Origin of the sequence: Halomonas salipaludis, from assembly GCF_002286975.1 — a bacterium.
Lineage (GTDB): Bacteria > Pseudomonadota > Gammaproteobacteria > Pseudomonadales > Halomonadaceae > Franzmannia > Franzmannia salipaludis.
Window position 1 is genome coordinate 1 of record NZ_NSKB01000012.1, and the last position, 12,621, is coordinate 12,621.

Sequence of the window (12,621 nt, forward strand, 5' to 3'; positions counted from 1 at the left end):
ATCACCGCCAACCAACCGTTCAGCGCCTGGGACAGCATCTTCCCCGACAGCATGATGGCGGTGGCCGCCATCGACCGGTTGGTGCACCACGCCACGCTGATGGAGCTGAGCGGGGAAAGCTACCGTAAGCGTGCTTATCAACGTCAATTACAAGGAGGAAAAGCCGGGTCGTCAGACTGACGACAATTACCCCACCCAACCGGCCATTTTAATTGTCGCCAAGCGGCCAAAGTAGTTGACGTCGCATATTCAATACCTTAGCACACCGTCCCAGAGCGATAACGGCGACGTGGCAGAAGGGAGTGTCGACGACTCGATCATGGGAAAAATACCCTCTCGATACCAAGATGGGCGGGGAGGCATTGATCTTGAACGTGTGAGGCTGGACCAGCACGAGGCTCGGCGACAGGTAACTCGGGGGATGATACGACGTATCCAAAAGCGATGGTGGTGACGCTGAGAGCAGAAAGAGCGAAATGCTCATAATGTTTGCAGTACCGTGAAGGTTCACGCCAGGGCTGACCAACGCCCTGCGTAGCGCAGCCGCTGATCAGCGCCATTTCACGTTGCCAGGTAGCGAGGTCTTCCTGATATTCGTGCTGTGTCGACTGACGGTCTACTCCCCTACACTATGCACATTGTCAGCCGCGTCTACTGTCTGTGAAATCAGGGTTGATATGGTCATCGGCCCCACGCCCCCAGGTACAGGCGTATATGCCGAACATCTTTCTACAACACTGCCCAATTCTATATCACCCACTCCACCCTGGTGGTAGCCGGCATCAATGACGACAGCGCCATCCTTGATCCAGCTGCCCTTGATGAATTCAGGTTTACCCACCGCCCCCACGACTACGTCTGCATTTTCTATGATTCCAGGAAGCCCTTCCGTCCTTGAGTGGCATATGGTTACCGTAGCGTTGGCATTCAGCAGCATCATTGCCATGGGCTTACCAAGGATAGGACTTCGACCTACGACCACTGCATGCTTGCCGGCGAGGCTAATACCATAGTGACTGAGTAGCCGCATGACGCCCATGGGGGTGGCAGAGCCGTAGGATTTCTCTGCCATGGACATCCTGCCGAAACCGTGGCAGGTCACACCGTCCACATCCTTATGGAGAGCGATTTTGTCGAAGCAGACGCGCTCATCAATTTGCGCTGGAACAGGATGCTGAAGAAGGATTCCGTGTACGTCGGGGTTGTTGTTTAATTCAGATATTTTTTCCAGCAATTCTTCCGTAGTGGTAGTTTGAGCAAGCTCTATTTTCAGGGATTGCATGCCCACTCTTTCACACGCATTGCCCTTCATTCTGACATAGGTTGCCGAAGAGGGGTCATCGCCAACCAATATCGTAGCCAGTATTGGGGCGACTCCATTGTTTCGTTCCTTGATCCTCGCCACTCGTACGGCCAGCTCGTTCTCGATTTTTTGCGACAGCGCCTTGCCGTCCAATACTACTTTGTTCAACCTGTCCCCCTCTAAGGCTGGAGCCAGTCCTCACAGGGCAAGGGACATGCTCCACGCAGTGGCAATGAATGAAAGTGACGATAGGTATCACGATACCACAAGGCAGCCAATGCCTGGCTATACGCCCCCTCCATCCAAGGTGATATCAAAGTGTAGAACGTCTTCCCGGCGACCGAGCTTGCTGTACAAGGCAATTGCCGCTTGGTCTTCCTCGCCGGTATCTGCCTGGACGAAGATGGCGTGGGCGCCGCGCCGCGTCCCGATTTGCTTGAGCTGCTCGATCAGGGCAGTGGCAATTCCTTGCCGCCGGTGGACTTCCGCTACCGCCAGGTCGTAGATGTAGATCTCGCTGCGCGGCTGCTCGAATTTCTTCAGCTCATAAGCCGCCAGCCCACCAACGACCACACCACCCTTCAGTGCAACCAGGGCGATAAAACCGTCACTCTCGAGCATCTGGCGCATATAGCCGGCATCAGGAGGGCTGCCGGTATAGGTCTCGGGCTGGTCGAATACCTCGCCGAAGGTAGCCAGGAGCCCATCCATCAGTGCCAGATCATCGGGGGTGAGTTGATGGATTCGATAGTCGCCACTATTCATTCGATAGTCCTCTCGCGAGCTAGTCATTATGTCATTTATTGTTGTTATTCACGAAGACGCCAACCCGTATGGGTTGATCATGCGCCCTTATGGATGGCACTGATTGATACACGTCTCCTCCTTTTGCACATAAGGCTGACAAAACAGAAAGCTTTATAGTAGAAGCGAAGCCGCAGCAAGCAAAAACTATTGCTGTGCTTTGACCGGTTATTTCGCACCTTCGCGAGCACGTCGCTCTGCTTCGATTTTCAGCGCTGTTACGCTCCTTTGCAGTGATGCAGTCAGCATCCTCTGCATCGGGCCTGCAAAGACCAGCACGAGCCTCCCGTCGAAAGACTCTTCCGTGCGTACACGCGTGCCCTCGCCCTCTGCCTCAAACACCCACGTGTGGACAGCACGAATGCCGAGTGGCGCACGTCCAGTCCAGCCAATCATTCGCCCCGAGTCGACTGCCTGGAGCGTCGATGCGATCGGCACACCGCCCGCTTTCCATCGGAACCTCTCCCCAGGCGCAAGAGTCCCGCTGAAATGGATAGATGTCACGTCTGCGTTCCACTCCGGCCACGTTAAAAGGTTCGTTTTCACCGCCCATACCAATGATGATGGGGCATCAACATACGCCTCGGCTGAGGCGATAACTGATGCATCACGATTGATCTCCACAGAAATAACCTCGATCACTTAGATGCCAAGTATCGCGTGGCATGACGCTACACTCAGCTACTGGTACGTTGCATTTCCTGACGATACAGCTCTAAGTCCAACCCCAAGAACTTAGTTCCTGGGACTGGATTGTTCGTCACCGGCGGATGCTTAGCGAATCCATATGATTTGTACAATTTCAAGGCTGTCTTGAACTCAGGGAGAACATCAAGACATATTTTTTTGTAACCGCTAGTGATGGCTTCTTTCAATATTCTGTCAACTAGCTTGGCACCCAAATTACTTCCACGCGCACTGGGGCGGATATAAACTCGTTTCATTTCACAAGCCGTGTCATCCAACTTTCTAAATGCCGCGCACCCAACCGGGCTATCGTTTTTCTTCAACAAGAAAATCTTAGATTCTTCAGAGCCATACTTATCCGGCAATCTATCGAACTCCTCCTCATTATTCTGAAAAGAGAGATCCGCAGAAGTACTATTCACATACTCATGGTATAGGTCAAGAACGTCGCTCAAGTCAGCCGGAAAAACTGCTCTTTCTATTTTATACAACTCCCCCTCCTACCTGTCAGGACATTAAATCATGTGAATTATAGCGGAGAAAACCAGCAGCCTCACACTAAAACATCTATACATTTGCAGATGTTCTTATTTTTTCAGCGAGCTCGGCAAGTACGACATCGTCTGCTCGCTTGTAATCATGAGACGAGATATAGCCTTCATAGTTTTCAAAGTATTTATCTAAACTAGAAGCAATCGGCTTGAACTCATGACTGCCACCCGTACCATGCATCGGAAATAGCTTAGCATGCAGGTGATCCACTCCGTATCCTTCAAAGATCATGCCCGTTCGAGCGACGCCATCAAGAGCATTATCGAGTAGGGTGCCGACTCGCTTCGCTGCTAATACCAGTGCAGACACCACCTCATCTTCCTGAGCAAACAGGTAGCTCTCGGTATGCTGCTTTGGAATGACTACCGAGAATCCAGGCGTATTCGGAAAGATTGACAGGAAAGCCAAATGATCTGGGCCCTCCCATATCTTGTGGCACGGGGCTTTGCCGCTTACAATATTGCAAAAAATACAGTTCATATTCGTCTCTATATCTGTAATGTATAACGACGTCCGACATGTTAGGTAGTCAAGACGACTACAAGCTACCCGCTTGATAAGCGAGGGGAGGCAGCATTAGACTCAGTCAGGAAGGCAGCAATGTAAACACGTATTATTCACTGGAGGGAACCTCTCCGGACACCCTGGATCCTACCCTTGCCGATGTTCAGCTTGGCGCTTTCATTATCACTGAAGATATCTTTCACTTCCTAGCCTCGCTTCACCTGGACTTTTCACCGACCCTAATCTGATCAACTGTCGAAGTAGCCCCACCACACACCACAACCAGGATATTGCTAAAACTCTTAAGTTCTGGTGAATTCTCATATACCACTGCCAGGCTTGCACCGCAGGCTGGTTCGACCAATATGCGATGATCGTCAAGAAAACGCTCGCAAGCAGACAGTGCGCTTTGATCGGATACCACGACACTGCGGACTGGGTGGTCTTTAGACCATTGAAAGGCTTGCTCACAAACACGCTTGGCACCAAGCGAGGTGGCGATGCTCGTTATCTGTTCCAGCTCTACCGTATGGCCAGCTCTTACGGCTGAGTTAAATGAGGCGGCGCCCATCGTTTCTACAGCTAGAACGGGAATATCACTCCATCCATTGCGATGTAGCCCTTCAATCACGCCAGACAGTAAACCACCGCCGCCGACGGAGAGTACAACTGCATCTGGCTTAAGGCCGGAGCGAAAAACCTCATCAATTAGCGTCGCGTGACCTTGCCAAAGCAATGGGTCATCAAAGGGATGAAGAAATGCATCTGATACGTCGATCAACGATTGTGCAAAGGCGTTGGCTTCTTGCCAAGAGGTACCGTGCACGATGACCTGCGCTTTCTCCAACTGTAGAAGCTCCTTAGCTCTTTCAGTAGTGGTTTCAGGCACCACAACCGTTACCGGAACACCTAAACGTCGGCCAGCGTAGGCAACAGCCAAGCCAGCATTTCCTCCAGAGGAGGAAATGAATCTACGAGCACCTCGAGAAAGGCAGGTCTCACACGCATAACCAATGCCCCGAATCTTGAATGAACCAGATGGTTGCAACGCGTCGAGTTTAAGCCAGACGGAACGCCCCGAGGTAACGCTCATCGTGCAGGATTCAATTAGTGGCGTTTCAATGTGTAGTGTCATAAATCCCCATATCTCTTCCAGCCCGTGCGGCTTCATAGTGAAGGCGAAGCGGCTGCATTCGTTGCTTCATACGCTTCCATGGAGTGGACCACTCCAATAGCAAGAGTGCCGAGAGTTAAACACCAGTCCATGTGGCCGAGCACGCTACCGCCCCTACCCTGCACGATACGATGGCGACCGCCATCCATGCGATAGTCGCTGTGCTGCTTGTAGTCGCTACTCTCTCTACCTTTTGCCCCGCCATCCTCAGCGGCCTTAGGCCAAGAATAAACAGGGCTGGCTTCGGTTGCAAAACAGCCAAACACGAAGATGCCAATCCAATGGGCAAGTATGGCGCGATTGGTACTCCGTGTTTTGCGCTACCCGCCATACTGTTGGTGAGGCATTGCGTATCATAAGAGGAGGTGCGTCATGGCCAGCGAGCCGAGCTATCAGGGGAGCTGCATTTGCGGCGCTGTTCGTTTTACCGTTCAGGGCGAACCGGTCGCCATGGGCTATTGCCACTGTGAATCTTGCCGACGCTGGTCGGCCGGCCCGGTGAACGCCTTCAGTCTCTGGAAACCCGAGGCAGTAAGCGTTACCCAGGGTGCCGACAAAATCGGCAGTTACAACAAGACGCCAGGCAGCACTCGTCAGTGGTGCCGGGACTGTGGCGGGCACGTCTTCACCGACCATCCGGAGCTAGGGTTGATCGATGTCTACGCCGCCGTAATGCCGGATTTTCCTTTTTCTCCCGGCATCCATGTGCATTACCAGGAGACCGTGCTGCACCTTCAAGACGGCCTGCCCAAGATGCGCGATGTCCCCAAGGAGATGGGCGGTTCGGGGGAGCATCTCCCGGAGTAGGTGACACGGCGCTTGCTCTGCGCCGCGCTACCTATCCGAGGCGTAGTTAGTTGCGCTCAGGATGTCGGAGGCATCACACCGGCATAGCGCACGCCGCTGAGCAGCGCCATCTCGCGCTGCCAGGTGGCGAGGTCCCCCTGGTTGAACTGGTGGAGGGCGTCGTGACCACAGGCGCGGGCCATCACCTGCATCAGCTCGATGGAGGCGCCAAAGAAGGTCTTGAGGCGCTCTGCCGAGGCATCCACGTCGAGGCGCTTGCGCAGGTCTTCGCGCTGGGTGGCGATACCCGCCGGGCAGTTGTTGGTGTTGCAGATGCGGGCGCCTACGCAGCCGATCGCCTGGATGGCGCTATTGGAGAGCGCGATGCCGTCGGCGCCCAGCGCCATGGCCTTGACGAAGTCGATCGGCACACGCAGGCCGCCGGTGATGATCAGCGTGACCCGGCCGCTGGCCTTCTGCTCGTCGAGGTAGCGACGCGCCCGGGCCTGGGCGGGGATGGTCGGCACCGAGATATGGTCGCGGAACATCGTCGGGGCGGCCCCGGTGGCGCCACCGCGGCCGTCGAGGATGATGTAGTCGGCGCTGGCGTCCAGCGCGAACTGGATGTCGCGCTCGATATGATTGGCGCTGAGTTTGAAGCCCACCGGCACGCCACCGGTCACTTCGCGCACGCGGTCGGCGAAGCGCTTGAAGTCGCCCACGCTGGAAAGGTCCTCGAAGGTCGGTGGCGAGACCGATGGTTCACCGGCGGTGATGTGGCGTACTTCGGCGATCTTGGCGGTGTTCTTGTTGCCGGGCAGGTGGCCGCCGGTACCGGTCTTGGCGCCCTGGCCGCCCTTGAAGTGGAAGGCCTGGATTTTCTCCAGCAGCGCTTCGCTGTAGCCGAACTTGGCGCTGGCCAGTTCATAGAAGTAGCGCGAGTTCTCAGCCTGCTCTTCGGGTAGCATGCCGCCCTCCCCGGAGCAGATGCCGGTACCGGCCATCTCGGCGCCTTTGGCCAGGGCGACCTTGGCCTCCTGGGAGAGCGCGCCGAAGCTCATATCGGAAACGAACAGCGGGATCTTGAGGGTCAGCGGCTTCTTGGCCTCGGGACCGATCACCAGTTGGGTATCCACCGCAGCGTCTTCCATCAGCGGCTTGGTGGCCATTTGCGCCACCATCAGCTGCAGGTCATCCCAGTGCGGCAGGGTGTGACGCGGCACGCCCATGGCGGTTATCGGGCCGTGGTGGCCAACGCCCTTGGTGCCCTCCTTGGCGAGCTGGTGGATGAACTCCACGGTGGGCTCTTCTTGGCTGGCCTTGGGCTCAGGCTGGCCACCGCTGCTCTTCTGCTCGGCGGCGGCGTCCTTGCTTTTGGGACTCTCCTGGCCTACGTCATCGTCGCTGAACTGCTTGTGGGTACCATCGCAGTACGGCGCGTCCCGGGTGTGCTTGCACTGGCAGAGAAAGGCGTCGCCGTCCTTATCGGCCTTGAACATCTTGGGCGTGATGCCGGTGCCGCTGTGGGAGCCGTCGCAGAACGGCTGGTCGCTGGAGCGTCCGCACATGCAGAACGCATACTCCTCACCTTTGTTCAGGCTTACTTTAGTGGGCTTGTTCGCCGCGATGATGGGTTGGCTCATGGGGACTCCGTGTTGTGGTTATTGGCGCGAGCCGGGTGTCAGGCCCGGCGCGTGGCGCTATTCGTCAACGGTCGTTGCCACTCTCCATTGAGCTAGCCTAGAGGGTTTTGTTCAATCACGCCGAGCCAACGGCTGTGATGGATACCTCAATTTCGTTCAATATCGGTCGGCGCCGTCACGGCAGACTCCTGACACTGTGTTCCAGGAGACGAACGATGAACCTTGCCATGATCCTGCCAATGTCGGCCTTTGCCCTGGCCGCGTCCATTTCACCGGGACCGGTGAACCTGGTGTGCCTCAGCAGCGGTACTCGCTACCCCATCTCACGTGGGCTGGTCTTCGTTACCGGCGCCACCCTGGGCTTCGTTGTTCTGTTCCTCGCCGTGGGCCTCGGGCTCTACTCACTGCTGACGATGGTGCCAGGGCTGAAGGACGCCCTACGCTGGGCCGGCGTAGCATTTCTACTCTATCTAAGCGTGCAGCTGTTCCGCGATGATGGTCATCTGCCGGAGGGCGATGCTCAGCGAGCCCCCGGGTTTCTAGCCGGCGCGCTGATGCAGTGGCTCAACCCCAAGGCCTGGCTGGCGTCGGCCTCCGGCATCGGTGCCTACACCGGCGGCGATGTCGGTCTGCTGTGGCTGTTCGCCGCCCTCTATCTGCCCATCTGCTGGCTTTCGCTGGGTAGCTGGGTCTATGTCGGTGCCTTTCTACGCCGCTACGTGCAGCGCCCTGGCGTCCTGGTCGCCGTCAACCGGGGGCTGGCGGTGCTGCTAGCGGTCAGCTGCGTCTATCTCTTATTCGAGTAACGGGCTTCGGTACTGATGGGGTGTAGCGGCCACCAGACGCTTGAAGGTGCGCTGGAAATGCGGCTGGTCGCTGAAGCCGGCATTCAGCGCTGCCTCGGCGATCGGCTTGCCCTGCTTGAGCTGGCGCTGGCCTAGTTGAATGCGGCGATTGATCAGGTAGGCATGCGGCGTGAGGCCGAAATGCTGCTTGAAGGCACGGATCAGGTGGCCGGCGCTGTAGCCGGAGCGCTGGCAGAGGGCATCCAGCGATACTTCCTCAGCAACGTGCTCATCGAGGTAGGCAGCCAATTCGCGCAGGGTGGCCGGCGGTAGTGAGCGCGGCCTGGTCGGCTGCCCCGTCAGGTGATGCATTAGCGCCGAGAGATATTCGACCAACTCGCTCTGCTTGTTCAGAAGGTCGCGCTGCGGGTCCAGCAGGGCATCGGTCATGCAGCGATAGCCGGCGTACCATCCAGGGTCGGCGATTACGGCGGCGGAAATGTCCTGCCAGCACGGCGTATCGATCAGCCCCGCTGCATGGCGCAGCCGAGTCAGCCACTCGGCGTCCACGTAGAGCATGCGGTAGGCCCAGGGCTGGCCGTCGACAGGATTGCAGGCATGCACCCAGTCCGGGTTCATCAACACCAGGTGCCCGGCGTGGATGCGATACTCGTCATCGAGGTAATGGAAGGTGCTCTCTCCAGCAGTCACCGCCCCCAACGACCACTGGGTATGGCTATGTCGGGCGTAGCCGACCTGGCGGCCATCCTCGACCACGCGCAGCTCCACATGGGGCATACGCGGCTCGCGCCAGAAATGGGGCTGGTGGACATGTGCCATGCTCGGATCGTCTCGCTACCAAGGAAAGAAGCGTGCTCAGCCTCGATGCGATAACTCTACGACATTCGCCGCCGTCCTTCGAGGATGCTGGCGACTCGGCAGCGCTGCGCGCTGCAATCGCGAATGACTTCGCTCCCACAATGATCTTGCAGCGAGGTAGTCAGGTCATTTTAGCCGTTCCAGGCGCCCCTTGCGGCGCACGATGTTCTTGTAGTCCCACTGGATATCCCGCGCCTTGCCGAGCCAGCGGCGTAGCGGCTCTGCGTCGATCTGCTCCACCGCGGTATAGCGGACCTCGGCGGCCTTGAAGCTGCCTTCCTTGCGCAGCCCGCTCTCATCGAAGGATTGTCCGCTCCAGAACAGCAGCCGCACGCAGTGCTTGAGCTTGCTGTAGCCGACGATGGGATTGCCTTCCAGGAACCATACCGGGTGGGCATGCCATAGCTTGCCCTCTGCGTCGGGCAGATAGCGCTCGATGGCATGGGCCAAATACTCGCATATCTCCCGGTCGGCCGGCGCCTGGCGCGCGTGATACATCTGGATATCGGGATGCATGGCGACTCTCCTGTAGCAGTATCACTCCCAGGATAATCGGCCAGACAGGTAAAAATTCGACAGCCGCCCCAGGGGAGCGGCTGTCGCGAGCTGAATTGGCGGTGCCTAGAACTCGGACCAGTCCTCGACGGCTTCAGCGGGTTTCTTGTAGTCCTGTCGGGACTTTTCAGCAGCGGGCTTGGCCGGCGCCTCAGGCGGTTGGCTGCGCTCGCTCTGCTGATGCGTCAGCTGTGTGGCGTGCGGCTCAACTGGCGCGGCCTGGTCGTCGACGCGGAAGGTGGCTATCAGCGCGGCGAGATGCTTGGCCTGGTCTTCCAGCGAGGTGGCAGCGGCGCTGGTCTGCTGCACCAGCGAGGCATTCTGCTGGGTGACCGAGTCCATCTCGGTGATGGCACTGTTGATCTGCTCGATGCCGCTGTTCTGCTCGCGGGTAGCACTGGAGATCTCGCCCATCAAGGCAGTGACCTGGCGGATCGACTCGACGGTCTCGCCGATGGTGGCGCCACTGCGTTCGGCCTGCTCGGCGCCGCTGGTGATCTTGGCGGTGGTCTCTTCGATCAGCGTGCGGATCTCCTTGGCAGACTCGGCGCTGCGCGAAGCGAGGTTGCGCACTTCGCTTGCTACCACGGCGAAGCCGCGGCCCTGCTCGCCAGCGCGGGCTGCTTCTACCGAGGCGTTGAGAGCCAGGATATTGGTCTGGAAGGCGATCGAGTCGATCACGCCGATGATGTCGTTGACGCGGCTGGCACTGGTGGAGATTTCGCGCATCAGCTGTACGGTGTGCTCGACCTCCTGGCCACCAGCCTCGGCGCGCTGCGAGGCAGACGCCGAGAGGCCGTCGGCCTGCTGGGCGGTCTCGGTGTTCTTGCTCACGGTGGCAGCCATCTCTTCCATGCTCGAGGCGGTCTGCTGCAGCGCCGAGGCCTGCTGCTCGGTGCGTGAGGAGAGATCCTGGCTGCCCAGGGCAATTTCGCCGGCGCCGGTGAAGACGCTGTCGCTGCTGCTGCGCAGCGACACCACCAGGGTCTTGAGCTTGTCCTGCATGCGCGCCAGGGCGCTGTAAAGCTGGCCGATCTCGTTGCGGCCGCGGTCGCGAATCTGCCCGGTGAGATCGCCAGCGGCAATCCGCTCAAAGTGATCGATGGCCTCGCGCAGCGGCGTGACCACCACCCGCATCATCGCCAGGCGGATCGCCACCGCGGCGAGCAGCGCCACGACCAGTAGCGTTATGGCGATCATGCCGACCATGTCGCCAAGCCGGCCGACCTCATCGATCACCGCGTTGCCGCGCCGTTCGGAGTAGGCGACGAAGTCCTCCATGGCGGCGTCGAGCTCGGCCCCCAGCTCGGCCATCTGATCCTGGCTGCGCTGCACCTGGAAGGGCGCGGCATCCATCAGCGGCTCTAGCCCTTCCACTACGTAGGCATCGTAGGCGGCGATGATCGCCGCCACGTAGGGCGCCCGTGAATCGTCGGCGTCGATGGGCACGGCACGGAACTCGTCGAAGCGCTCATGGGCCCCGGCCAGGGCCTCCAGAGCCTGCTGCTGGCTCTGCTGGCCACGCTCAGCGTTACCTTGCGTGCTCAGGCTGGCAAAGCGGTCCAGCATGATCTGCGCGCGCAGCACGTTGACCTGGGTGCGGTTGGCCATCGTGGAGAGCTCCACGTTGGTTTCCGCGAGCTCATGCAGCGCCTCCTCGCTGGTGGCGCTGGCATAGAAGCCCAGCCCGCTGATCAGCCCGATCATCAGTACCAGCGCGGCCAGTGCTGCCGTCAGGCTCCACTTTATGGATAAGTGTGTCATCTGCCTCGTCCCCTCGCGATGGCGATATTCAACATGTCATCGGCCGGTGGGGGACGAGGTTGAGGAGAAATGAACCGATTACGACTAAAGCATGAGGCCTGAAAGCTACGCCTCTACCACCACCTCGAAGCCGCCGTAGATCAGCCGCTTGCCGTCGAACGGCATGGGGTTGACGTCGGGCTGCAGGCGCGGGTCTTCCATCACCTTGGCCATGCCGCGGTCGCGTACCTCGCGGGACGGCCACAGGATCCACGAGAAGATCACCGTCTCGTCCCCCTGACACTTCACCGCTAGGGGGAAGGAGGTGAGCTTGCCCTCGGGCACGTCGTCGCCCCAGCACTCCACCATCTGCAGCGCACCGTGCTCCTTGAACACTAATGCAGCGTCGCGGGCATGCTGAATGTACTTGTCACGGTTGGCGGTGGGCACCGCGGCGACGAATCCGTCTACATAGGTCATGGCTGATCTCCTTCGTCTCTGGGGTGGTGCCCGCACCAGCGCTGCCAGGGCGGGCGGAGATGTCTCTTCAACGAGTATCGAACGACACGCCGCGAAATCGACATCGACCAGACCTTGGGCATGCCAGGCGCTGCCCGTCTATGCTGATCACTAGGAGAGTTGCATACAGCGAAGGGAGGCGCACGCACAGGTCATTAGCGGCCCAGGCGGCCGAAGGAGCACTACCATGACCATTCCGATGACGCTTCGGGAGTACCTCCGCGCCTGCGACATCGACTACGAGGAGGTGTCCCACCCACGCGAAGTCACCACCAGCCGTATCGCCCAGCGGTCGCATATTCCCGGCGATCAAGTGGCCAAGGCCGTCATGCTGCATGGTGAATCCGGCTATGGCCTGGCGGTCGTGCCCAGCACCCACGACACCGATCTCGACAGCCTGACGGCGCTGTTCAAGGAGCGCTTCGAGCTCGCTTCCGAAGAGCAGATCGTCAGCAGCTTCGACGACTGTGATCCCGGCGCCGCACCTCCGGTGGGCCAGGCCTACGGACTCAAGGTCTATGTCGACGACATGCTGCGCCACCAGCCGGACATCTACTTCGAGGCGGGCGACCACGAAACCCTGCTGCACATGAGCGGCCGCGAGTTCGAACGCCTGATGGACGGCGCTCCCCACGGCCGCTTCAGCCACCATCGCTGACCCCATACCGAGGCCACCAGCGCCTCGCC

General features: G+C 58.9%; 15 protein-coding genes. 4 read left to right on the forward strand and 11 right to left on the reverse strand.

The features are described from left to right. Positions 1 to 180, forward strand: a 180-nt coding sequence (locus CK498_RS23235; RefSeq protein ID WP_176475834.1) for an ATP-binding protein, incomplete at its 5' end; no start/stop codon positions are given. A gap of 436 nt (positions 181 to 616) precedes the next feature. Here the strand turns inward: CK498_RS23235 and folD are convergent. The 6 genes from folD to CK498_RS23265 all read right to left on the reverse strand — a co-directional run bounded on the left by folD (position 617) and on the right by CK498_RS23265 (position 4,985). Then, positions 617 to 1,471 carry a bifunctional methylenetetrahydrofolate dehydrogenase/methenyltetrahydrofolate cyclohydrolase FolD gene (gene folD, locus CK498_RS23240; RefSeq protein ID WP_095623231.1) on the reverse strand — a complete coding sequence of 285 codons (855 nt, stop codon included), beginning with the start codon at positions 1,469 to 1,471 and terminating at the stop codon, positions 617 to 619. 117 nt (positions 1,472 to 1,588) lie between these two features. Further along, positions 1,589 to 2,068, reverse strand: a complete 480-nt coding sequence (locus CK498_RS23245) for an AAC(3)-I family aminoglycoside N-acetyltransferase (protein ID WP_095623232.1) — start codon at positions 2,066 to 2,068, stop codon at positions 1,589 to 1,591. A 207-nt stretch (positions 2,069 to 2,275) separates the two neighbouring features. Beyond that, positions 2,276 to 2,749 (reverse strand): SRPBCC family protein, encoded by a 474-nt coding sequence (locus tag CK498_RS26920; RefSeq protein ID WP_095623233.1) that lies wholly within the window; start codon positions 2,747 to 2,749, stop codon positions 2,276 to 2,278. Positions 2,750 to 2,784: 35 nt separating this feature from the next. Further along, positions 2,785 to 3,285, reverse strand: a complete 501-nt coding sequence (locus CK498_RS23255; RefSeq protein ID WP_095623234.1) for a GNAT family N-acetyltransferase — start codon at positions 3,283 to 3,285, stop codon at positions 2,785 to 2,787. A gap of 76 nt (positions 3,286 to 3,361) precedes the next feature. Next, entirely contained in the window at positions 3,362 to 3,826 is a 465-nt protein-coding gene (locus tag CK498_RS23260; protein ID WP_095623235.1) for an HIT family protein, read from the reverse strand. Between the two features lie 241 nt (positions 3,827 to 4,067). Continuing rightward, complete coding sequence (locus CK498_RS23265) at positions 4,068 to 4,985, reverse strand: pyridoxal-phosphate dependent enzyme (RefSeq protein ID WP_095623298.1); 918 nt, start codon at positions 4,983 to 4,985, stop codon at positions 4,068 to 4,070. Between the two features lie 411 nt (positions 4,986 to 5,396). Here CK498_RS23265 and CK498_RS23270 point away from each other — a divergent pair, with 411 nt between their 5' ends. Then, the gene (locus CK498_RS23270) at positions 5,397 to 5,831 is read left to right on the forward strand and encodes a GFA family protein (RefSeq protein WP_095623236.1); all 435 of its coding nucleotides are present in this window, start codon (positions 5,397 to 5,399) and stop codon (positions 5,829 to 5,831) included. A 56-nt stretch (positions 5,832 to 5,887) separates the two neighbouring features. Here CK498_RS23270 and CK498_RS23275 read toward each other — a convergent pair whose 3' ends face one another. Further along, the gene (locus tag CK498_RS23275; RefSeq protein WP_095623237.1) at positions 5,888 to 7,453 is read right to left on the reverse strand and encodes a glutamate synthase-related protein; all 1,566 of its coding nucleotides are present in this window, start codon (positions 7,451 to 7,453) and stop codon (positions 5,888 to 5,890) included. 215 nt (positions 7,454 to 7,668) lie between these two features. On the opposite strand from CK498_RS23275, the gene CK498_RS23280 reads away from it, so the two are divergent. Further along, on the forward strand, positions 7,669 to 8,259 hold the full coding sequence (locus tag CK498_RS23280) for a LysE family translocator (protein ID WP_095623238.1): 591 nt from the start codon (positions 7,669 to 7,671) through the stop codon (positions 8,257 to 8,259). Here CK498_RS23280 and CK498_RS23285 read toward each other — a convergent pair. The 4 genes from CK498_RS23285 to CK498_RS23300 form a co-directional block, all read right to left on the reverse strand. Further along, positions 8,248 to 9,078: an AraC family transcriptional regulator gene (locus tag CK498_RS23285; protein WP_217987844.1), complete on the reverse strand. Its 831-nt coding sequence runs from the start codon at positions 9,076 to 9,078 to the stop codon at positions 8,248 to 8,250. The two genes, CK498_RS23280 and CK498_RS23285, sit on opposite strands and share 12 nt — an antisense overlap. A gap of 165 nt (positions 9,079 to 9,243) precedes the next feature. Beyond that, the gene (locus tag CK498_RS23290) at positions 9,244 to 9,633 is read right to left on the reverse strand and encodes a DUF1801 domain-containing protein (RefSeq protein ID WP_095623239.1); all 390 of its coding nucleotides are present in this window, start codon (positions 9,631 to 9,633) and stop codon (positions 9,244 to 9,246) included. Positions 9,634 to 9,738: 105 nt separating this feature from the next. Beyond that, entirely contained in the window at positions 9,739 to 11,436 is a 1,698-nt protein-coding gene (locus tag CK498_RS23295) for a methyl-accepting chemotaxis protein (RefSeq protein WP_095623240.1), read from the reverse strand. A 105-nt stretch (positions 11,437 to 11,541) separates the two neighbouring features. Then, on the reverse strand, positions 11,542 to 11,895 hold the full coding sequence (locus CK498_RS23300; protein WP_095623241.1) for a DUF1428 domain-containing protein: 354 nt from the start codon (positions 11,893 to 11,895) through the stop codon (positions 11,542 to 11,544). Between the two features lie 226 nt (positions 11,896 to 12,121). Here CK498_RS23300 and CK498_RS23305 point away from each other — a divergent pair, with 226 nt between their 5' ends. Beyond that, positions 12,122 to 12,592: an aminoacyl-tRNA deacylase gene (locus tag CK498_RS23305; protein WP_095623242.1), complete on the forward strand. Its 471-nt coding sequence runs from the start codon at positions 12,122 to 12,124 to the stop codon at positions 12,590 to 12,592. The last annotated feature ends 29 nt before the right edge of the window (positions 12,593 to 12,621 follow it).

What these genes read in the sequence shown, in the direction of transcription:
- CK498_RS23280 (WP_095623238.1), top strand. Translation starts at nt 7,669, where the DNA reads ATGAACCTTGCCATGATCCTGCCAATGTCGGCCTTTGCCCTGGCCGCG.
- CK498_RS23275 (WP_095623237.1), bottom strand. Translation starts at nt 7,453, where the DNA reads ATGAGCCAACCCATCATCGCGGCGAACAAGCCCACTAAAGTAAGCCTG.
- CK498_RS23260 (WP_095623235.1), bottom strand. Translation starts at nt 3,826, where the DNA reads ATGAACTGTATTTTTTGCAATATTGTAAGCGGCAAAGCCCCGTGCCAC.
- CK498_RS23270 (WP_095623236.1), top strand. Translation starts at nt 5,397, where the DNA reads ATGGCCAGCGAGCCGAGCTATCAGGGGAGCTGCATTTGCGGCGCTGTT.
- CK498_RS23295 (WP_095623240.1), bottom strand. Translation starts at nt 11,436, where the DNA reads ATGACACACTTATCCATAAAGTGGAGCCTGACGGCAGCACTGGCCGCG.
- CK498_RS23290 (WP_095623239.1), bottom strand. Translation starts at nt 9,633, where the DNA reads ATGCATCCCGATATCCAGATGTATCACGCGCGCCAGGCGCCGGCCGAC.
- CK498_RS23245 (WP_095623232.1), bottom strand. Translation starts at nt 2,068, where the DNA reads ATGAATAGTGGCGACTATCGAATCCATCAACTCACCCCCGATGATCTG.
- CK498_RS23305 (WP_095623242.1), top strand. Translation starts at nt 12,122, where the DNA reads ATGACCATTCCGATGACGCTTCGGGAGTACCTCCGCGCCTGCGACATC.
- CK498_RS23265 (WP_095623298.1), bottom strand. Translation starts at nt 4,985, where the DNA reads ATGACACTACACATTGAAACGCCACTAATTGAATCCTGCACGATGAGC.
- CK498_RS23285 (WP_217987844.1), bottom strand. Translation starts at nt 9,078, where the DNA reads ATGGCACATGTCCACCAGCCCCATTTCTGGCGCGAGCCGCGTATGCCC.
- CK498_RS23300 (WP_095623241.1), bottom strand. Translation starts at nt 11,895, where the DNA reads ATGACCTATGTAGACGGATTCGTCGCCGCGGTGCCCACCGCCAACCGT.